At 67.1% G+C, this 20,201-nt stretch carries 19 protein-coding genes; 13 read left to right on the top strand and 6 right to left on the bottom strand.

What is annotated here, in order from left to right:
- Positions 1–270 precede the first annotated feature (270 nt).
- Both AC07WJ_RS23285 and AC07WJ_RS23280 read right to left on the bottom strand, forming a co-directional pair.
- Positions 271–1,746, bottom strand: coding sequence for an aldehyde dehydrogenase family protein (locus AC07WJ_RS23285; RefSeq protein WP_494937053.1), 1,476 nt, complete (start codon positions 1,744–1,746; stop codon positions 271–273).
- Complete coding sequence (locus AC07WJ_RS23280; RefSeq protein ID WP_494937052.1) at positions 1,743–2,441, bottom strand: TetR/AcrR family transcriptional regulator; 699 nt, start codon at positions 2,439–2,441, stop codon at positions 1,743–1,745. Before AC07WJ_RS23280 ends, AC07WJ_RS23285 begins: the two co-directional genes overlap by 4 nt.
- 252 nt (positions 2,442–2,693) lie before the next feature.
- Here AC07WJ_RS23280 and AC07WJ_RS23275 point away from each other — a divergent pair, with 252 nt between their 5' ends.
- Positions 2,694–3,896 carry a saccharopine dehydrogenase family protein gene (locus AC07WJ_RS23275; RefSeq protein ID WP_494937051.1) on the top strand — a complete coding sequence of 401 codons (1,203 nt, stop codon included), beginning with the start codon at positions 2,694–2,696 and terminating at the stop codon, positions 3,894–3,896.
- A gap of 274 nt (positions 3,897–4,170) precedes the next feature.
- Positions 4,171–4,596: a DOPA 4,5-dioxygenase family protein gene (locus tag AC07WJ_RS23270; RefSeq protein WP_494937050.1), complete on the top strand. Its 426-nt coding sequence runs from the start codon at positions 4,171–4,173 to the stop codon at positions 4,594–4,596.
- On the opposite strand, the gene AC07WJ_RS23265 is transcribed toward AC07WJ_RS23270, so the two are convergent.
- Together AC07WJ_RS23265 and AC07WJ_RS23260 are read right to left on the bottom strand one after the other, a co-directional pair.
- Positions 4,518–5,417, bottom strand: coding sequence for a beta-keto acid cleavage family enzyme (locus AC07WJ_RS23265; RefSeq protein ID WP_494937049.1), 900 nt, complete (start codon positions 5,415–5,417; stop codon positions 4,518–4,520). The genes AC07WJ_RS23270 and AC07WJ_RS23265 overlap by 79 nt on opposite strands.
- Complete coding sequence (locus AC07WJ_RS23260) at positions 5,414–6,391, bottom strand: Bug family tripartite tricarboxylate transporter substrate binding protein (protein WP_494937048.1); 978 nt, start codon at positions 6,389–6,391, stop codon at positions 5,414–5,416. The genes AC07WJ_RS23265 and AC07WJ_RS23260 overlap by 4 nt, the downstream gene beginning before the upstream one ends.
- 173 nt (positions 6,392–6,564) lie before the next feature.
- Here AC07WJ_RS23260 and AC07WJ_RS23255 point away from each other — a divergent pair, with 173 nt between their 5' ends.
- From AC07WJ_RS23255 to AC07WJ_RS23210, 10 genes are all read left to right on the top strand, one after another.
- Positions 6,565–7,548, top strand: a complete 984-nt coding sequence (locus tag AC07WJ_RS23255; protein WP_494937047.1) for a LacI family DNA-binding transcriptional regulator — start codon at positions 6,565–6,567, stop codon at positions 7,546–7,548.
- Positions 7,549–8,066: 518 nt separating this feature from the next.
- Positions 8,067–9,080, top strand: a complete 1,014-nt coding sequence (locus AC07WJ_RS23250; protein ID WP_494937046.1) for a quinone oxidoreductase family protein — start codon at positions 8,067–8,069, stop codon at positions 9,078–9,080.
- Complete coding sequence (locus AC07WJ_RS23245; RefSeq protein ID WP_494937045.1) at positions 9,077–9,535, top strand: PaaI family thioesterase; 459 nt, start codon at positions 9,077–9,079, stop codon at positions 9,533–9,535. Before AC07WJ_RS23250 ends, AC07WJ_RS23245 begins: the two co-directional genes overlap by 4 nt.
- Positions 9,536–9,609: 74 nt before the next feature.
- Positions 9,610–11,226 carry an ABC transporter substrate-binding protein gene (locus AC07WJ_RS23240; protein ID WP_494937044.1) on the top strand — a complete coding sequence of 539 codons (1,617 nt, stop codon included), beginning with the start codon at positions 9,610–9,612 and terminating at the stop codon, positions 11,224–11,226.
- Positions 11,227–11,241: 15 nt separating this feature from the next.
- Positions 11,242–12,210, top strand: coding sequence for an ABC transporter permease (locus tag AC07WJ_RS23235; protein ID WP_494937043.1), 969 nt, complete (start codon positions 11,242–11,244; stop codon positions 12,208–12,210).
- A gap of 11 nt (positions 12,211–12,221) precedes the next feature.
- Positions 12,222–13,064: an ABC transporter permease gene (locus tag AC07WJ_RS23230; RefSeq protein ID WP_494937042.1), complete on the top strand. Its 843-nt coding sequence runs from the start codon at positions 12,222–12,224 to the stop codon at positions 13,062–13,064.
- Positions 13,064–14,068 (top strand): ABC transporter ATP-binding protein, encoded by a 1,005-nt coding sequence (locus AC07WJ_RS23225; RefSeq protein ID WP_494937041.1) that lies wholly within the window; start codon positions 13,064–13,066, stop codon positions 14,066–14,068. Before AC07WJ_RS23230 ends, AC07WJ_RS23225 begins: the two co-directional genes overlap by 1 nt.
- Positions 14,046–15,041, top strand: coding sequence for an ABC transporter ATP-binding protein (locus AC07WJ_RS23220; protein WP_494937040.1), 996 nt, complete (start codon positions 14,046–14,048; stop codon positions 15,039–15,041). Before AC07WJ_RS23225 ends, AC07WJ_RS23220 begins: the two co-directional genes overlap by 23 nt.
- Positions 15,042–15,068: 27 nt before the next feature.
- The gene (locus tag AC07WJ_RS23215) at positions 15,069–16,583 is read left to right on the top strand and encodes a class I adenylate-forming enzyme family protein (RefSeq protein ID WP_494937039.1); all 1,515 of its coding nucleotides are present in this window, start codon (positions 15,069–15,071) and stop codon (positions 16,581–16,583) included.
- Positions 16,584–16,597: 14 nt separating this feature from the next.
- The gene (locus AC07WJ_RS23210; protein WP_494937038.1) at positions 16,598–17,359 is read left to right on the top strand and encodes an SDR family oxidoreductase; all 762 of its coding nucleotides are present in this window, start codon (positions 16,598–16,600) and stop codon (positions 17,357–17,359) included.
- Between the two features lie 422 nt (positions 17,360–17,781).
- On the opposite strand, the gene AC07WJ_RS23205 is transcribed toward AC07WJ_RS23210, so the two are convergent.
- Positions 17,782–18,417 carry a TetR/AcrR family transcriptional regulator gene (locus AC07WJ_RS23205; protein ID WP_494937037.1) on the bottom strand — a complete coding sequence of 212 codons (636 nt, stop codon included), beginning with the start codon at positions 18,415–18,417 and terminating at the stop codon, positions 17,782–17,784.
- Positions 18,418–18,492: 75 nt separating this feature from the next.
- Between AC07WJ_RS23205 and AC07WJ_RS23200 the strand changes: the two genes are divergently transcribed.
- A complete protein-coding gene (locus tag AC07WJ_RS23200) occupies positions 18,493–19,605 on the top strand; it encodes a DUF2855 family protein (protein ID WP_494937036.1) in 1,113 nt (370 codons plus the stop codon).
- Between the two features lie 15 nt (positions 19,606–19,620).
- Here AC07WJ_RS23200 and AC07WJ_RS23195 read toward each other — a convergent pair whose 3' ends face one another.
- Positions 19,621–20,064 (bottom strand): Lrp/AsnC family transcriptional regulator, encoded by a 444-nt coding sequence (locus AC07WJ_RS23195; protein ID WP_494937035.1) that lies wholly within the window; start codon positions 20,062–20,064, stop codon positions 19,621–19,623.
- Between the last annotated feature and the right edge of the window lie 137 nt (positions 20,065–20,201).

Below are 20,201 nucleotides of genomic sequence, written 5' to 3'. Positions count from 1 at the left end.
CGTTGCGATCCAGGGTTTGCGGCCCGCCGCGGCGATGCGATCCGGCAGGCTGCGGAGACGTCGGGAGCCCCAGGGGCTCCCGATCCACGGCCTGCTCACTCACCCATCGCGCGACGGCGCCACGTCCGTCGGCTGAGGTGATCTGAGCATGCCGAAATCGGCCTGTCCATATTTTTTACATTCGAGTGAATTATTTTATTCACATAGATATAGACAGTTCAGTCTACCGGTTGGCGGGCAACTGTCCCGGCCGTGGCGGCTTGTCCGATCTCACGCGTCCCGGCCGAGATACCAGCCCCATGTATGGGCGGTGTCGAAACGCGTCACCTGTTTGGTTTCGAGGTAGTTTTCGAGGCCCCAGCGGCCGAGTTCGCGGCCGATGCCGCTGTGCTTCACGCCGCCCCAGGGGGCCTCCGTGAAGGTCGGTTGCGAGCAGTTGATCCAGACGATGCCGGCTTCCATCGCGCGGGCGACGCGATCGCAGCGGGCGATGTCGTTGGACATGATCGCCGCGGCGAGCCCGAAGCGCGTGCCATTGGCCATGGCGACGGCCTCGTCCTCCTCGGTGAAGCGGCGCATGGCGAGCACCGGGCCGAAGATCTCCTCGGTCCAGAGCGCCGAGGTCTCGGGCACGTCGGCAAAGATCGTCGGCTCCATGAAGAAGCCGCGCGCCATGCCGGGCGGGCGACCGCCGCCGGTCAGCAGCCTTGCACCATCGGCCTTTGCCTGCGCCACGGCGCGCATGACCTTGTCGTGCTGGCCGCGGCTGACCAGCGGGCCGAGCTGGACGCCCTGGTCCATGCCGTTGCCGATGCGGATGGTCCGGGTCGCCGCGACCAGGCGCTCGATCAGCCGTGGCGCAATGCCGGCCTGCACGATCAGGCGTGACGTCGCGCTGCAAACCTGGCCCTGGTTCCAGAAGATGCCGAACATGATCCATTCGACCGCCTGGTCGATATCGGCGTCGTCGAACACGATGAAGGCCGATTTGCCGCCGAGCTCCAGGCTGACATTCTTGATGTCCTGGGCAGCCGCCGTCATCACGGCGACGCCTGTCGGCACCGAGCCGGTGAAGGCGATCTTGTCGATGCCGGGATGGCGGCTGAGCGCCCGGCCGGTCGCGCCGTCGCCCGTGACGATGTTCAGCACGCCGGGCGGCAGGCCCGCTTCGCTGGCGATGGCGCCGAGCGCGAGGGCCGAGAGCGGGGTGAGTTCGGATGGCTTCAGCACGCAGGTCGCGCCCGCGGCGAGAGCGGGTGCGACCTTCCACGCGGCCATGAGCAGCGGGTAGTTCCACGGAATGATCAGGCCGGCGACGCCGACCGGCTCCTGCCTGACATAGGCGGTGAAACGCGCGTCGGGCAGGGCAATCGCGACCTCCTGCCGTGCATCGAGTTCGCCGGCGAGCTTGGCATAATAGCTGAAGCAGCCGGCGGCATCGTCGATGTCCCAGAGCGCTTCCGGCAACGGCTTGCCGTTGTCGCGAACCTCGATGGCGGCGAGTTCATCCCGTCGCGCGGCGATGCCGGCGGCGATGGCGGTCAGCAGGCTTGCCCGGTCCGACGCGCTGGTGCGGCGCCAGGCCGGGAAGGCGGCACGTGCGGCGGCGACGGCCAGATCGACATCGGCTTCACCGCCATTGGCGACGCTGTCGATGACCGTTTCGGTGGCCGGGTCGACCACGTCGAGGCTGGCGCCGGAGAGCGCGGCGCGCCAGGTCCCACCGATAAGGAGGTGCCGGGTCATGACGACTTGCGCGGGGCGCGCGCCGCGGGCCTGGCCTTTGTCGGCTTGGTCGCGGTCCAGCCGGTCACCAGCAGCCGCAGCTGCGCGCGGACGCTCTTCTCGACGTCGTCGATCATCATGTCGGGCGCGGTGCAATAGATCCGGAAGTTATAGGCTAGGATCGCATAGATCAGTTCCACCGCCATGGTGATGCTGACCGCGCTCGACAGGACGCCGTCGCGGCGGAATTTGAGCAGCATCTTGCGAATATAGGCGCCGAAGATTTCGCGGTTCTTCTGGTACTCCTCGGCGCTGTCGACGGAGGAGCGAACCTCGGCGGCGAGCAGCTCGCGCCACAATTTCTTGTCGTTCGGCGTCAGCACGTCGCCGATATCGGCCCGGATGAGCCTGGCCAGCGCCTCGGCGAGATCGGCATGGGGCTCGTCGAGGATCGCCTCGTAGAGCGCCATCATGCGGATCCGGTCTTCCCGGACCAGTTCGATCAGGATCGACTGCTTGGTCGGGAAATAATTATAGACGGTCTTCAGCGAGACATCGGCGAGCCGGCCGACATCCTCCATCCGGGTTTCCTCGAAGCCGTTGCTGCGAAACAATTCGGTCGCGGCGGCGAGAATCTCCGCCTTTTGCTTCGCCTTCTTGCGCAGGCGCAGCCCGGGCTCGGCAGGCGCCGCCGGTGGAACGAGGGTGGGTTTCATTCGTGCTGTCGCCATGTCGGTCCTGGCCGCTCCCGGTCTGTCATCCCCTTGGCGGGGACAGTTGGTGCCGGCCACTATGCTGAATGACCGGGCGACAGGCTACCGGCCGGGGTGTGACCGGCCCGCCGAACGCTCCAAAAATAGTCGAATATAAATTTACATTCAACTATAAAATTGATATCGACGCTCCGTTGTCGCCCGGCGCGCCCTCGAGGCGAAGCCGGGCAAAGAGCGCGAACTTTGGTGACCGACATGAAGATATTGATGCTTGGCGGCGCGGGTGCGATGGCGAGCGGCACGGTGCGGGACCTCCTGGAAACCGGCCGCCATCTCTTCGAGGAGATCATCGTCGCCGACCACGCCCATGACCAGGCCCGGCAACTGGTGGCGGCGCTCGACGATCCCAAATGCCGGGCCGCCGCCATCGATGTCGCCGACGACGGCGCACTGGCGGCAGCGCTGGCCGAGGCCGACCTCTGCGTCAACGCCGTGCCGACCTTCGCCGGTCACCAGATGCGCATTTTCGACGCCTGTCTCGCGGCACGGACAACCTATGTCGATTATGGCGGCATGGGTGTCTTCACCGTCAAGCAGCGGCAATGCGCCGCCAGCTGGCAAAGCGCCGGCGCCACCGCGGTGCTCGGCCTCGGCGCCGATCCCGGCATTTCCAACGTCATTTGCCGCGCGGTCGCCGACCGTCTCGACCGGGTCGACCGGATCAATCTGTTCTGGGCCGCCAAGCTGATCGGCGAGGAGAATCCGGTCCTGGTGCCGCCCTATGCGCTCTCGACCATCCTGGCCGAATACGCCAATCCGTCGCGTCAGTTCCTCGGTGGCGCCTTGCGCGACATGGCGCCGCAAAGCGGCAAGGAGACGTTGGACCTGCCGGCGCCCTTCGGCCGCACGGATTTCATCTATACCCAGCACTCCGAGCCCCTGACCGTGCCTTTCGCCGAAGGCATTGCCGACAAGGGCATTCGCGAATTCACCTGGAAATTGCACCTCCCTCAGCGCGAGCACGAGGCCTGGGTCGGCCTGGTCAAGGCCGGCTTCGGCGATTTCGACGACCCGCTCGACGTGCGCGGCGTCAAGGTCGAACCGCTGGCCTTCCTCGAGGCCCTGATCCGCCGCAATATCGAGCGCCGGCGCGACCGCATTCCGGCCCAGCAAGGCCACGAGTTGCACCTTGCCGTCGGCGAGGGCGAGAAGGACGGCCGCAAGGTCACGGTCAACTGCGCCGTCCTTGGCGGTCCGCAGATCGCGCGCCCCGGTTTCGTCGACCCCGGCACGTCGATGGGCATGTCGATCGGCATCCAGCTGCTGCTGGCGGGAGAGCGGCGGCCGGGCGTGTGGGGGCCTGAGGAATATTACGACACCACGGCCTTCCTCGCCGAGCTTGCACGGCGGAAGTTCGAGATCGTCAACGATCTGCCGATCGCCCGGCTGGCCGCCTGATCGATCAGAAGCGGCTCGCGAATGGCTCGCGGCGGCGATGCGCGATCAGGGAGCAGACCTGGGCGGGCCTCCGGACGGGGCCGTGTCCGACATCACCACCTCATCCGCCTTGTTCCGGCGATCCGGACATGACGCCCATCGGAGCAATCGCTTGCGCCGGCGAGATCGTTTCCTTGCTCAGGCGCATGGTCCGGCGACGGAGATTTCGATTAAACTTCCGTCCACCGTTGGACCGTGAACCATGTGGGCCGGCCGTCGCCGACAGGAGCCATCGATGGATCAAGCCGATGCCGCGGCGAGCCCGCGTTCAGCCGCCGAAATCGCCAGCTATCACGCCCATGTCTATTATGATCCGGCAACGACACGCGCGGTGGCGGAACAGCTTCGCCTGTGGATCGGTGAGCGCTTCCTGGTGCGCCTGGGGCGCTGGCACGACGCCAAGGTCGGCCCACACGCCGAAGCGATGTACCAGGTCTCCTTCGCGACCGAGCTGTTCGGCTCGCTAGTGCCCTGGCTGATGCTCAACCATGGCGGCCTGAGCATTCTCGTCCACCCGAACACGACCAATCCGAAGCGGGACCATCTGGTCAATCCGTTCTGGATCGGCACGCCACTGCCGGTTCACGGCGAGGCTCTGCCGGAAGAGGACGAGGCCGAAGAGGCGCTGGAACCCAATACAAGCCCAACCTTGCCGGCTTGACCCAGCAGTTGGCGGGTGTCGGCGGCTGTCGCGACCCTTCGCCCGGAGCTCTCCGCGAGCGCCACCACCTCGGCGACCATGGCGGCGTTGCCGGCGGCCGGGTCGCCCTTGGCATTGAAGATATGATCCTCCAGTCCGGTGCGGACATGGCCGCCGAGCCGGATCGCCTTTTTCAGAAGCACGCGGAAGGCCGCGGGATCGGTGGTCTGGATCGAGATCGACCAGAGAGCGCCCAGGGGCAGGCTTTCGACCAGGATCGGCAGGAGCCGTGCATCGACCGGCATGCCGCCGGGGACGCCCATCACGAATTCGACCAGGACCGGGGGAACCAGGACGCCGTCGGCGAGCAGCCGGTGTAGCGTCGCCATCTGGCCGGTGTCGAAGATTTCGAAGATCGGTTTCGCCGCGGTCGCCGTGATGGCGCGTGCCATGCGATCGATGAAGGCCGGGCCGTTGTCGTAGAGCCGGTCGCCCAGGTTGAACGGGCCGCCGGCGAGCGTCATCAGGTCGCCGCCGCCGTCGACGACGGCGAGCCGCGCCACGTGATCGGCCTTGCCGCCGTCATCGCCGGCGCTGATATCGATCAGCGCGTCGCAACCTTCGGCGCGGATGGCCTCGGCCATGGCCCGGTAGGCCGCGGGCGCCATCGTCGTGCCGCCATCCTCTGTCCGGGCGTGAATGTGGACGATCGCCGCGCCGGCCCGCCAGGCGGCAACGGCGTCGCCGACCACGGCCGCCGGCGTGACCGGATGCGCCGGGCCTTTGCGCGGGCCGCCGCCGGTCAGCGCGGCGGTGATGATCAGCGGACGGGATTGGGTCAATTGGTCATCCGGATGCCGGAATCCCGCACCACCCGGCTCCATTTGTCGATCTCGCCGCGGACGAAAGCGGCATAGCTTTCGGAGCTGCCGCCGACTGCGATCGCCGATTGCTGCTCCATCCGGGCGAGCACGTCGGGGCGCTTGAGCAGGGCGTTGAACACCCGGTTGATCTCGGCCGCGACGTCGGGCGACACCGCCGCAGGGGCGTGAATGCCGTGCCAGGTTTCGGCCTCGAAGCCGGCCACGATGTCGGCGACGGGGCGAACCTCGGGCAATGACGGCACGACATTCCGTCCGCCGACGCCAATGGCGCGCACGCCGCCCGATTCGATGAAGGGGCGGGTGGTGGAGACGGTGGAGAAGGCGACCTGGACCTCGTTGGTCAGCACGGCCTGCAGCACCGGTCCGCCGCCGCGATAGGGAATGTGCTGGATCTGCACGCCGGCCAGCCGGTTGAACAGTTCCATCATCAGGTGGGAGGCGCCGCCCGGGCCCGCCGAGGCATAGTTCAGGCCGCCGGGCTTCTGCTTCGCCGCCGCGATCAGTCCCTGCAGCGTGCCGCCGCCGACCGAAGGGTGCGCGATCATCGCCATGGGCAGGTTGGCGAGATGAATGACATGAACGAAGGCCTTGTCGATCGCATAGGGCAGGGTGGGAAACAGGGCGCCGGCCACCGCGTTGGCGCCGATGTCGCCCATCAGCAAGGTATGGCCGTCACCGGCCGCCTGGGCCGTGCTGGCCGCGGCCAGCGTGCCGCCGGCGCCCGGCCGGTTCTCGACGATCAGCGGCTGGCCGCGTGCCTCCTCCTTGAAGTTCTCCGACAGGATGCGGGCGAGCGTGTCGGCGGCGCCGCCCGGCGCGAAGGGGATCAGGATCCGCACCGGCCGTTCCGGCCAGACGGCGCCGGCCTGCGCGCGGCGAACCAATGCCGGTGTCGTGACGAGCGCGGCGGTCAGGCTGCGGCGCGAGATCATGAGGTCTCCTCCTTGGCCCCGGCTGACGGAGCTCTGCCTCGACGCGCCGCGAAAGCGGTGGGAAAGGCCGGTCAGCGTCGCTGGAACTCTTGATGTTAACGTTCACATAGGAAAATATCCGGGAATTGGACGATGTCAAGCAAGGCGGCCCGCGGGTGTCACAGAAACCAACCATGACCGATGTGGCGCGCCGCGCCGGTGTCTCGGTCATGACGGTGTCGCGGGTGTTCAGCGAGCCGGACAGCGTCGCGCCGGAAACCCGCAGCCGCGTCGAGCAGGTCGCCGCCGACATCGCCTATGTCCCCGACGGCATCGCCTCGGCGCTCAAGCGCCGGGCTTCGAATGTGGTGGCGGCCATCGTGCCCTCGCTCACCAACAATCTCTACACGGCGATCCTGCGGGGTCTGTCCGGCGAACTGTCCCGCCACGGTTTTGTTCTGTCGGTCGCCGAGGCCGCCTATTCGCCCGAGGAGGAGACGCGCGTGGTGCGCGAACTGCTGCGGCAGCGGCCGGCGGCACTGGTTCTGCATGAAACCAGCCACGACGCCGGCATGCTGCGCCTGGTCGGGCAGGCCGGCGTGGTCGTCGTCGAAACCGGCGATCTCGTCGAGGTGCCGATCGATACCGTGGTCAGCTTTTCCAACCATGATGCGACCGCCGCGCTGACGCGCCACCTCATCGACCGGGGGCGCCGCAACATCGCCTTCGTCACGCTGCCGCTCGCCCGCTCCAGCCGCGCGCGCAGCCGCCATGACGGTTTCCGCGCGGCGCTTGCCGCGGCCGGTGTCACGGCGGCCCCGGACGCGGTTTTCGAGGCGCCCGGCGGTTATGCCGAGGCGCCCGCGCTGATGGACCGGATCCTGGCAGCGCGCCCCGCCTTCGACGCGATCCTCGGCGCCGGTGATGTCCTCGCGGTGGCTCTGGCGATCGAGGCGATGAAGCGCGGTCTGGCGGTTCCCGGCGACCTCGCCATCGCCAGTTTCGACGATCACGAGATCGGCCGGATCCTCGATCCGCCGCTGACCGGCCTGGACATTCCGCGCGAAGCGATCGGGCGGCGCGCGGCCGAGATCATCGTCGCGCGGTTGAAGGGCGCGCCCGTCGTCGCGCGCCGGATCGATATGGGCTTCGCGCTGGCGGCGCGTGCCTCGACCTGATCGTTGTGCTCGCGTGAGAGAACGTACTTTTTAAAGAACGGCTCGCCGGAGTGATTTGATCCTTAAATGTCTGATCGGGGAGACAGTTCCGATCGAAATGCGCATTTCACCGAGATGCGAACCGGATTGCGCGTCGCACATTCGTGAATTTTGCAAGATTATCGGCCAATTTCGATCATTCACGGATTTTGTTTCTCCCTCCCGGTTCGCCGGGAGTGCAATCCGCTACGACCGTATCGTTCTTCAAAAAGAACATTCCGGTTGACATGACGGACCCTCGGCGGAACACTGAAGACCACATTGCAGGCGGCTGGTGACAGGCTCTTCCAGTCGCTGTGGTGGCTTCTATTGGACGTCCCGGAAGGCCGATACGGCCTCGGTTTCGTCGATCGATGCGCAAGGACAAAACGACGATCCGCACCGGACGCCCTCGGGCCCCGGACCGGAGAAGGCTTGTCCGCGTCATCGGCGACGCTCCCGTGCGGGGCGACGGCGACGACTGAGGAAAGCTCTTCGATATGCGTGCAGTGGTTTTGCGAGAACATGGCGGCCTCGACCAGCTTCGTCTGGAGCCGGATTTCCCGACGCCAACCGCCGGTGAGGGTGACGTGGTGCTGCGCGTTCGCGCCAGCTCGCTCAACTACCACGACGTGTTCACCCGTCGCGGCATGCCGGGCATCAAGATCCCGCTGCCGGTCATCATCGGCCTGGATGTGGTCGGCGAGATCACCGAGATCGGTGCCGGCGTCACCGGCTGGGCGGTTGGCGACCGGGTTCTGGTCGATCCGATCAACCGGGTCGAAGGCGGCCTGATGGGCGAGACGGTCAATGGCGGCCTCGCCGAATATTGCCGGGCGCGCGCGCACCAGTTGATCCGCATTCCCGACGGCGTGTCGTTCGAGCAGGCCGCGGCGCTACCGGTCGCCTATGGCACGGCGCTGCGCATGATGACCACCATCGGCAAGGTGACGGCCGGCGAGAAGGTCTTGATCCTCGGCGCCAGCGGCGGCGTCGGTGTCTGCTGCGTGCAGCTCGCCAAGCTCGCCGGTGCCTATGTCATCGCCGCCGCCGGTTCGCAGGAAAAGGCGGATCGGCTGCTGGAGCTCGGCGCCGACGAAATCATCCTCTATCGCGACGAGGACTTCCTCAAGGTCGTGCACGAACGCCACGGCAAGCCGCAGCGGCGGCGCCACGACAAGAGCGGCGGCGTCGACGTGGTGGTCAATTTCACCGGCGGCGACACCTGGGTGAAATCGCTGCGGGCGCTACGCCTCGGTGGACGACTGCTCACCTGCGGCGCTACCGCCGGCTTCGCGCCGACCGAGGATATCCGTTTCATCTGGACCTTCGAGCTGCAGATCCTCGGCTCCAACGGCTGGGAGCCGAAGGACATCGGCGAGCTGTTCGAGCTCATCGGTTCGGGCAAGCTGAAGGCCCTGGTCGACAAGACCTATCCGCTCGACCAGGCGGCCGAGGCGCTGCGCGTCATCGAGGACCGCGAGGTCATCGGCAAGGTCGTGGTGACGCCATGACCGGGCAGGCAGCACCCGTGATCAAGGCGGGTTCGAATCCTGCCCTCTCCGCCGATGAGTTGCAGGCCAAGCTCGACGCGTCGCCGTTCAGCGCTTTCCTGGGCCTGAAGGTGATCTCGGCGGATCCCGACCGCGAGGAGATCACCATTCGCGCACCGTTCCGGCCCGAGCTCGAGCGTGGCGCCGGCACCGGCCAATGGCATGGCGGTCCGATCGCCTCGGTGATCGACACGGTCGGCGATTTCGCTCTGATCATGCTGATCGGCCGCGGCCTGCCGACCATCAATTTCCGCGTCGATTATCTTCGTCCCGCGGTCGACACGGCACTTGTCGTGACCGCCAGGGTGCGCCGCAACGGCCGCAGCGTCGGGGTCTCCGACGTCGACGTGTTCGACGAGCGCGGCACGCTGCTCGCCATCGGCCGGGCGAGCTACGCGACGCAAGACAAGAGTTGACGGGTGGCCGCGCCCGGCTGCCTCCGGCGCCGGGACGCAAGCCGCATGTCCAGACCGATTTGAAAGGTGATCCGATGTCCAGCCTCTCCCGCCGCAACCTGCTCGCCACCACCGCCGGCGGCATCCTCGCCTCCGCGATCGGCGGTCACAGCCTGGCCTTCGGGCAGGGCGCCGGCGTCGCGCCGAAGCGTGGCGGCACCTTGACCGCCACCTGGGGCGGCTTCGAACCGCAATCGCTGTTCGTGCCGCCGGGCGGCGGTTCCAGCCCCTATTTCACCTCGACCAAAGTGCATGAGCGGCTGCTGCGCTTGAACAACGATCTCGCCTTCGAGCCGGTGCTGGCGCTCGAGGTGACGGCGTCGGAAGATTTCAAGAGCTACATCATCAAGCTGCGTCCCAATGTCACCTGGCACGACGGCAAGCCGTTCACCGCCGACGACGTGGTGTTCAACGCGCTGAACTATTGGAAGCCGATCTCTGCCGGTGTCGCGCTGAAGGCGCTGGTCGCCGCCGAGGCGGTCGATGCCACCACCGTGCGGCTCTCCTTCGATGCGGCCGTTCCGGACTTCTTCCTGAAATCGATCCTGGCCGGCAAGTCGGCTCTCGTCATCCCCAGGCACCTCTATGACGGCCGCGACATCCTGACCAACCCGGTCAACAACGCCCCCGTCGGCACCGGCCCGTTCAAGGTCAAGGAATGGGTCCGCGGCAGCCATGTCGAATTCGTCCGCAACGAGCGCTATTGGGACCCGCAGCTGCCCTATCTCGACCGGCTGGTGATCCGCTGGTGGCGTGATCCGGCGTCGCGATCGGCTGCCTTCGAAGCCGGCCAGCTCGACATCGGCGTGTTCAATCCGACGCCGGCGCCGGACATCAAGCGGCTCGGGGCCACCGGACGTTTCGCCTCCACCACCAAGGGTTACGACAACTCGGCCTGGGTCTCGTCGATCGAATTCAATTCGCGCCGCGACATCGTCAAGCGCGCCGAGGTGCGCCGCGCCATCAACCACGCCATCGATCGCAGCTTCATCGCCGAGACGATCTTTTTCGGCCTGGCCAAGCCGGCGATCGGGCCGGTCCCGAGCAGCAACAAGCTGTTCTTCAACAAGGATGTGCCGGCCTATCCCTTCGATATCAGGAAGGCCGGACAATTGCTCGATGCCGCCGGCTATCCCGTCAAGAACGGTTCGCGGTTCAAGCTCAATGTGGTGGCCGCCGGCTGGTTCGAGGAGAACGTCAAGCTCGGCCAATATGTCAAACAGGCGCTGGAGGACATCGACATCACGGTCGATCTCGCCATTCCCGACCGCGCGACCTCGCTGAAGCGCATCTACACCGATTACGATTACGACATCGCGCTGTCGAACAATTCGGGCGCGGTCGAGCTGGTGCCGCAATGGACCCAGTTCTACACCACCGACGGCATCCTCAAGGGGGCCGCCTTCCGCAATGCCAACGGCTATTCCAACCCCAAGCTCGACGACATCGTCGCCCGGCTCTCGGTGGAGATCGATCCGAAGAAGCGGGTGACGCTCGCCCACGAGCTGCAGACGGTGATCGCCACCGACCTGCCCTGGACCTCGCTGGTCGAGATCGAGTCGGTGACGGTTGCCCGCGCCGACGTGCGCGGCCACTCCGAGCTCGCCGATTTCATGGGCGAAAGCTGGGGCAATGTCTGGCTCGACCGCTGAGGCGGGAGACAGGCCATGCGACGTATCCTGCTCCGGCGCCTCGCCCAGATCGTGCCGCTTCTGCTCGGCGTCATCGTCCTGAACTTCGCGCTGATCCAGCTCGCGCCGGGCAGCTTCCTCGACGTGATGACGGCCGAGCAGCAGGTCAGCGATCCCGCGCTGATCGAAAGGCTGCGCGTGCTCTACGGCATGGATCAGCCGGCGATCGTCCAGCTCGGCAAATATATCTGGTCGGTGCTGACGCTGGATTTCGGCTTTTCCTACCGGCAGAACGCACCGGTGCTGGAGGTGATCCTGCATCACCTGCCGGCGACCGTGATCCTGATGCTGGCGAGCATCGCCATCGCGCTGATCATCGGCGTCACCGCCGGCGTCATCGCCGCGGTCAAGGTCAACACGATCTGGGACAACCTGATCTCGCTCGGCGCGGTGTTCTTCTTCGCCGCGCCGACCTTCTGGCTCGGCATCATGATGACCGTGCTGTTCGCGGTGAAGCTCGGCTGGCTGCCGGTCGGCGGCATGCGCACCATTGGCGGGCCCGGCGGCCTCGTCGCCGACACGCTGGATGTCGGCCGCCACCTGCTGCTGCCGGCGGTCTCGCTCGGGCTGTTCTATGCCGCCATGTATGCCCGCGTCATGCGCGCGGCCATGCTGGAGGTGTTCCGCCTGGAATTCGTCCGCACCGCCCGCGCCAAGGGCCTGTCGACCGCCGGCGTGGTCATCAAGCACGTGTTGCGCAATGCGCTCCTGCCTGTCGTGACCTTGCTCGGCCTGCAGCTCGGCACGGTGGTCGGCGGCAGCGTCGTGGTCGAGGCGGTGTTCAGCTGGCCGGGCATCGGCAGCCTGATGCTCGACAGCGTGATGAGCCGCAACTACCCCGTCGTGCTCGGCGTCATGGTGCTGTCCTCGCTGATCGTCGCCTTGGCCAATGCCGCGGTCGACCTCGCCTATTTCAAGCTCGATCCGCGCATTCGCGCCCGCTAGCGAGCGAGATCATGTCCCCCTTTCTCGACTTTTTCAGGCGTTTCGGCCGCAATCGCGCGGCGCTCGCCGGCCTTTTCGTCATCCTGGCTGTCATCGGTTTCGCACTGGTCGCGCCGGGTCTGTTCCCGCGCAACCCGCTGCGCATCGTCGGCCGCCCGGAGATCTGGCCCTTCGTCAATCCGCGCTTTCCGCTCGGCACGGATTCGCTCGGCCGCGACATCGCCGCCATGGTCGCCCATGGCGCCCGTACCACGCTGATGATCGGCCTGTTCGCCAGCCTCACCGCGACCTGCATCGGCGTCGCCGTCGGTGCGACCGCGGCCTATTTCGGCGGCTGGGTCGACGAAGTGCTGATGCGCTTCGCCGAGCTGTTCCAGACCGTGCCGAACATCATCTTCATCCTGACCATCGTCTCGATCCTCGGCCAGAGCATCGGCAATATCACCATGGCCGTCGGCATCGTCACCTGGACGCCGATCGCCCGGCTGACACGTGCCGAATTCCTCTCCCTGCGCGACCGGGAATTCATCCAGGCCTGCCGGTCCATGGGCATGAGCGACTGGCGCATCATCGTCGGCGAGATCCTGCCCAATGCCTTGCCGCCGGTCATCATCCTGTCGTCGCTGGTGATCGCCAGCGCCATCCTGTTCGAATCCTCGATCTCCTTCCTCGGCCTCGGCGATCCCAATGTCGCGAGCTGGGGCGGGCTGATCGGCGACGGCCGCACCTTGATCCGCACCTCCTGGTACATCTGCGCCGTGCCCGGACTTGCCATCATGCTCACCGTGCTGGCGCTCAACCTGATCGGCGACGGGCTCAACGACGCGCTCAATCCCAAGCTGAGGGACCGGTGATGGCAAGCGCACTCACCGTCACCGATCTCGAGGTCGAGCTCGTCACCCGGCGCGGCCGGCTGAAAGCGGTCGATCGCTTCTCGCTCTCGGTCGATGCCGGCGAGACGGTGGCGCTCGTCGGAGAATCCGGCTGCGGCAAGTCGCTGACCGCGCTCGCCTTGATGCGGCTCCTACCGGATCCGCCGGCGCGCATCGCGAGCGGTTCCGTCGCGCTCGGCGGGCAAGACCTGACACAGCTCTCCGAACGCGCCATGCGCGATGTCAGGGGCCGGGAGATCGCCATGATCTTCCAGGATCCGATGACCTCGCTCAACCCTGTCGTGTCGGTGCGCAGCCAGCTCGTCGAGGCGATCCGCCGGCGCCGTTCGGTGAGCGCCGCGGAAGCGGCCGAGCGCGCACTCGACCTCCTGCGCCAGGTCGGAATTCCCGATCCGGAGCGCCGGCTCGACGACTATCCCCATCAGCTCTCGGGCGGCATGAGCCAGCGCGTAATGATCGCCATGGCGATCGCCTGCCGGCCGAAAGTGCTGATCGCCGACGAGCCGACCACCGCCCTCGACGTCACCATCCAGGCCCAGATCCTCCGGCTGATGAAGGACCTGCAGGCGGCGACCGACATGGCGCTGGTCATCATCACGCACGACCTCGGCGTGGTCGCCGAAACCGCCGACCGGGTCATCGTCATGTATGCCGGCCGCAAGGTCGAGGAAGGTCCGGTCGACGACATCTTCGAGCGGCCGCTGCATCCCTATACGCGCGGCCTGATCGGCGCGACGCCCTCGGCGACGCGGCTGAAGCGCGGCCGGCTGGTCGAGATCGCCGGCAGCGTTCCGGGCCTCGATGCGCTGCCGGCCGGCTGCGCCTTCGCCAATCGCTGCCCGCAGGCGATCGACCGCTGCCGGGCCCAACAGCCGCGCCTCGCCGATCACGGCGGCGGCCGGAGCGTCGCCTGTTTCGTGGCTGAAAAGGAGGGCCAGCGCCATGTCGCTCTTGTCGGTGCGTGAGCTCAGCGTCGCCTTTCCGACCCCGCGCGGCATTGTCCAGGCGGTCAGTGATGTCAGCCTGGAGGTCAATGCTGGCGAAACGGTCGGTCTGGTCGGCGAGTCCGGTTGCGGCAAGTCGACGCTCGGCAAGGCGATCATGCGGCTGGTGCCGATCGCCGGCGGCACGGTCGCGGTCGAGGGCCGGCACATCACGACGCTCGACGCGCGGGCGCTGAAGCCGCTGCGCCCGCATGTCCAGATGATCTTCCAGGATCCCTACAGCTCGCTCAATCCGCGCCACCAGGTCGGCAAGATCATCGCCCAGCCGCTCATCGTCGCCGGCCGGCCGCGCGCCGAGATCCGCGAACGGGTCGAGACGGTCATGGCCAAGGTCGGCCTGCCCCAGGGCGCGGCCGGCCGCTACCCGCACGAATTCTCCGGCGGCCAGCGCCAGCGCGTCGGCATTGCCCGCGCGCTCGTGCTCAATCCCAAGGTGCTCATCTGCGACGAGCCGGTTTCCGCGCTCGACGTGTCGGTGCGCGCCCAGGTGATCAACCTGCTGCAGGACCTGCAGCAGGAGTTCGGCGTCTCCTACCTGTTCATTTCCCACGACCTCAGCGTGGTCGAGCACATCGCCGACCGCCTGCTGGTCATGTATCTCGGCCGCATCGTCGAAAGCGGACCGGCGGCCGAAATCTTCGCGGCGCCCGCCCATCCCTATACCCGCGCCCTGATCGAGGCGGCGCCGGTGGGCGATCCCAGGCTCGCCCGCACGCGCCGTCGCCAGATCCTCGAAGGCGAATTGCCGAGCCCGCTCGCCCCGCCGAAGGGCTGCGCCTTCCACGCCCGCTGTCCGCTGGCCCAGGCCGTCTGCCGCGAACGGGCACCGCGTCTCGAGCGCCGCGGGCCGGGCCGCGCGGTCGCCTGCCATTTCGATATCGCCACGCCGATCGAGAGCCCGGCCCACCGTGCCGCCGAGCCGCTCGACGCCTGACCCTCAACCCCCAAGGACCTCGCCACCATGTCACGCTGGACCAATCTCGGCGATCTCGTCGACCGTTCACGCGATCTCGACCGCATCGCGGTGATCGACCTGAGGGACCAGGCCGCGCCGCGCCAATGGACCCATGCGGAGATCGACGCCCATGCCAATGGTGTCGCCCGGCTCCTGACCGAGGCCGGCCTGCCGCGCGGCGCGGCGATCGCGATCCTGGCGCTCAACCGCGCCGAATATATCATCAGCTATTTCGGCATCATGCGCGCCGGTTTCGTCGCCGTGCCGGTCAATACCAAACTGCCGCGCGAGACCATCGACTATATCTTCGAGGATTCGCGTATCGCCTTCGCCTTCACCGACGGGCCACGCCGGCAACTGGTGCCGGACACGGTGCCGGTGGTCGACTTCGACGACGTAAGCAGCGCGGGATTTGCCGCGCGTGTCGTGCCGAGTGCCTTCGAGACGGTGCCGGCGGAGCCGGACGAGATCGGCCAAATCCTCTATACCTCCGGCTCCACCGGGCGCCCCAAGGGCGTGCCGCTCAGCCATGCGGGCCAGCTCTGGGCGCTCGAGACGCTGACCGCGGCGACGGTGCCGGAGATCGATCGGTCGATCATCGCCCAGCCGCTGTTCCACATGAACGGCCTGTTCCAGTCGAAAAGCGTCTTCGCCACCAATGGCTCGGTGGTCTATCTGCCGGGTTTCGACACGCCCTCCTATATCGACGCGCTCGAGCGCTATGAGGTGACCAATGTCATGGCGGTGCCGACCATGCTGGCGCGCGTGGTCAAGGACGAGAAGGCGCTGGCGGGGCGCGACTTCTCGCGGCTGAAGCGCATTCGCCTGGGTTCGGCGCCGCTGACCCTCGGCCTGATCGAGCGCATCCGCGCAGCCTTTCCCGGCATCCCCGTGACCAATGGCTTCGGCACCACGGAGGCAGGCCCCGCGGTGTTCGGTCCGCACCCCCAGGGGCTTGCCCAGCCGCCGCTCGCGGTCGGTTATCCCCTGGCCGGCGGCGAGGTGCGCCTGGTCGATGGCCCGACCGAGGACGAGGGCGTGTTGCTGATGCGCAATCCCGCGGTCACGCCGGGCTATCTCAACCTGCCGGCGCAGAGCGCCAAGGTGCTCGACACCGGCTGGTATCGCTCGGGCGACGTGTTCCGCCGCGACGAGAACGGCTTCTACTATTTCGTCGGGCGCGCCGACGACATGTTCGTCTGCTCGGGCGAGAACATCTATCCCGGCGAGGTCGAGAAGCTCCTGGAGCGCCATCCGCAGGTACAGCAGGCAGCGGTCGTGCCGCTGCCCGACGAGGAGCGCGGCCAAGTGCCGGTCGCCTTCATCGTGCGGCGGCCCGAGGGCGCCATCGCGGTCGACGAGATCAAGCGCTTCACCATCGATAACGGGCCGGCCTACCAGCATCCGCGCCGGGTCGAGTTTCTCGCCGACCTGCCCTGGGCCGGCACCAACAAGATCGATCGCAGGGCGCTGATCGAACGGGCGCGCGCGCTCGAGGCGAGCCAGGCCTGGTCGCGCTGACGGAGCTATCGACAATGACCCGCTCGACTCGACCCGTTGCGCTGGTGACCGGCGCGAGCCGCGGCATCGGACGTGCCATCGCACTGCGGCTCGCGCGTGACGGCGCGACCGTTGCCGTCCACTACAAGTCAGGCGAAGCCGAGGCTGCCGAAACGGTCGGGGCCATCGCGGCGGCCGGCGGTTCAGCTTTTGCCGTGCAGGCGGATCTCGGCAGTCCCGATGGCCCGGCCTCGCTTGCGCAGAGCTTCGGCCGCGAACTGACCGGCCGTTTCGGCGAGCCCGGTTTCGACATCCTGGTCAACAATGCCGGCATCGGCCGGCGCGCCCGGATCGCCGATGTCAGTGAGGCCGATTTCGACCGGATCCTGACGGTCAACCTGAAGGCGCCGTTCTTCCTGATCCGGACGCTGCTGCCGCATTTGCGCGACGGCGGCCGGATCATCAACCTGTCCTCGATGGGGACCCGCGCGGCCTATCCTGATATGGCCGTCTATGCGCCGGCCAAGGCGGGGCTGGAAGCCCTGACCCGGCTGCTCGCCGCCGAGTTGGGCGCACGCGGCATCACCGTCAATGCCGTGTTGCCGGGGGCGACCGCCACCGACATGAACCCAGGCGCGCGCGATCCCGAGACCAGCGCTCAGATCGCCCGCACCGTTGCGCTCGGCCGGGTCGGCCAGCCCGAGGACATTGCCGGCGTCGTCGGCTTCCTCGCCTCCGCCGCGGGCGGTTGGGTGACCGGCCAGAGCATCGATGCGAGTGGTGGTCAAAGGCTGTAGGGCGCGATGCGCTCGAACCGCCGCTTTTTACCTCTCCCCGGCGGGGAGAGGTTGCACACATCTTTCAGACGAGCCTGAATGCGTCGCCCGGCGAAATCTCGCGCCGGAACCACCATCCTCTCTTCACCTCTCCCCGGCGGGGAGAGGTCGACGCGGAGCGCCGGGAGAGGGGGAGTTGCGGCTTCGGAACAATGCATTACGCGTTTCGCATGGTGACATCTCGTCGCCCGCTTCGCCCCCTCTCCCGGCCTTCGGCCGACCTCTCCCCGCCGGGGAGAGGTGAAAAGTGGTGCTTCCCGCGCGGAATTTCGAAGGGCGACGCATTCAGGCTCGTCTGAAAGATGTGTGCGGACACTGGCTCCTGAAGCGTTCGTGCTCTTGCGCGAGTCTCGCGGGCCGGCCGGCCGATGAGCACCGCGCCCTTAGTCGGGCGGTGCCCGCAAGGCCTGGCGGGCGCCCCGCTCCAGTGCGGTGACCCAGTCGCCCAGCGTCTCGGCCGGTGGGTCGACCAGCAGGACATAGCGGCGTGAGCCCCAGACCGCGACGCAGAGCGTGCGGATGGTCAAGTCGGACGGCTGGGGATCGAGATCCGGCCAGGACCGGATGGCCTCTGTCCACTTGGCGGTCAGCTCGTCGAAGAACCGGCGGTGATGTTTCGGCTCGGCGACCTCGTGTTCCCGCGCCAGCATGGCGGCGTCGAAATAGGCGGCGTCCGGATCGGCACAGGCGGTGATGCGGACGAGCCGGGCGAGCCGCTGCTCCCAGGCAAGGCCGGCGGGCGCGATCACTTGCGCGTCGATGCGCCCGAGCAGCAGCTCCAGGCAGTGACGGACATAACCCGAGAACAGCGCCTCGCGGTTCGGGAAATAGTCATAGACCGTGCCGACCGCGAAGCCGGCTTCCGCCGCCACCGCCTTGGTGGTGGCGGCCGCGGGACCGTCGCGCCGCCAAATCCGAACGAAGGCGTCGTAGAGCGCCTGGACGGTGAATTTGGCGCGGGCCTGCGAGGGCCGTTTCAGCGGTTTCGGCAGGGCTTTTGGCGCTTCGTGACGCGTCATCGGGAAACCGAACCCAGGAGTTTCGGCTAATTGCTAGTTTCGGTCGGGATCTGAAACCGGCGCCTGGAGGCTAGCATGACCGACCGCCTGACCGTCACGCTTCTCTTGACCGACAAGCAGGATCTCGGCCGCTCGCTGATCGCCACCCGGGAGGAGAGCGCCGAGGCCGCGCCGGGCGAGGTCCTGCTGCGGATCGACCGCCTGGCGTTGACCACCAACAACATCACCTATGCCGCCTTCGGCGATGCCATGGGCTATTGGGGTTTCTTCCCGACCGGCCGGCCGGGCTGGGGCCACATGCCGGCCTGGGGCTTTGCCGACGTGGTGTCGTCAGGCGTCGCCGGCATCGATGTCGGCGAGCGCTTCTACGGCTACTACCCGATCGCCAGCCACATCCGCATGCAGGCCGAACGGGTCACCGGCCGGGGTTTCTACGACGGCAGCGCGCACCGCAAGGCGCTGACCTCCGCCTATAATCAATATGGCCGCTGCAGCGAGGATCCCGTCCATGCCGAAGCGCTGGAAAGCTATCAGGCGCTGATCCGGCCCTTGTTCATCACCTCCTTCATGCTGGCCGATTTTCTCGAGGACAACGGCTTCTTCGGCGCCCGGCGCCTTCTCATCTCGAGCGCGTCGAGCAAGACCGCCTATGGCACGGCCTTCTGTCTGTCCGAGGGCGAGGGCAGGGGCATCGAGCGCCTCGGGCTGACCTCGGGGCGCAACGAGCGTTTCGTCCGCGAGCTCGGCTGCTATGACGGGGTGGCTCGCTATGACGACGTCGAAAAGCTCGATAAGGCTGTCCCGACGCTCTATGTCGACTTCTCCGGCGACGAGGCGCTGCGCGGCCGCATCCACCATCATCTCGGCCCGGCGCTGGTCTATGACTGTTATGCCGGTTCGGCCGCCAATACGGAATTCCTGAAAGCCCAGGACCTGCCGGGGCCGGCGCCGCAATTCTATTTCGCGCCGGTGCAGATCAAGAAGCGCAATGCCGATTGGGGACCGGCCGTCGTCAACGCGCGCTTCAACACCGCCCAGCAGAGCTTCATCGCCCGGATCTCCGACAAGTCTCATCCCTGGCTGACGGTGGTCGAGGCCCGCGGCTTCGAGGCGGCGCAGGGCGTGATCGCCGCGCTCAACGCGAATGGCGGCGACCCCCGCGAAGGCCATGTCGTGCGGCTCGGCTGAACGGCCGGACGGCCCTCAGATCACGCTGCGAATGGCGAAGCTCGACTGGATGCGCGAGACGCCGGGCAGGCGCGACAGCACGTCCTTGTGCACCCGCTCGTAATCGGCGGCATGGGTGATCTCGACACGCACGAGATAGTCCGACGAGCCGGTCATCAGGTCGCATTTGCGCACCTCCGGGCATTTGCGGATCGCCGCCTCGAAGCGCGCGAGATAGTCCTCGGTCTGCCGTTCCAGCGTGATGTGGGCGATCACCACCGCCATGTTCTCCGACAGGCGCTGATCGATGAGCGCCGTGTAGCCGCTGATGACACCGCTCGCCTCCAGCATCTTCACCCGCCGGAGGCAGGCCGAGGCCGACAATCCGACCGCCGCCGCGAGGTCGGCATTGGTCATGCGTCCGTCGGCGCGCAAGAGCAGGAGAATGCGGTGATCGAGGGCATCCAGGGCGTGTGACATGCTCTGCCAAATTATCGAATTTCATTGCGTCGATGATGATGAATTCGAACAAAGATCGGCCAAAATCAAGCACATTCGACGCTTCAACTCATATTGTCTCGCGCATCAGGGGGCACCGGTCGGTGGTCAGAGGCGCG

Source organism: Phreatobacter sp. GW821-FHT04C01 (assembly GCF_059420385.1).
This window is presented reverse-complemented; position numbering and strand designations above follow the sequence as displayed.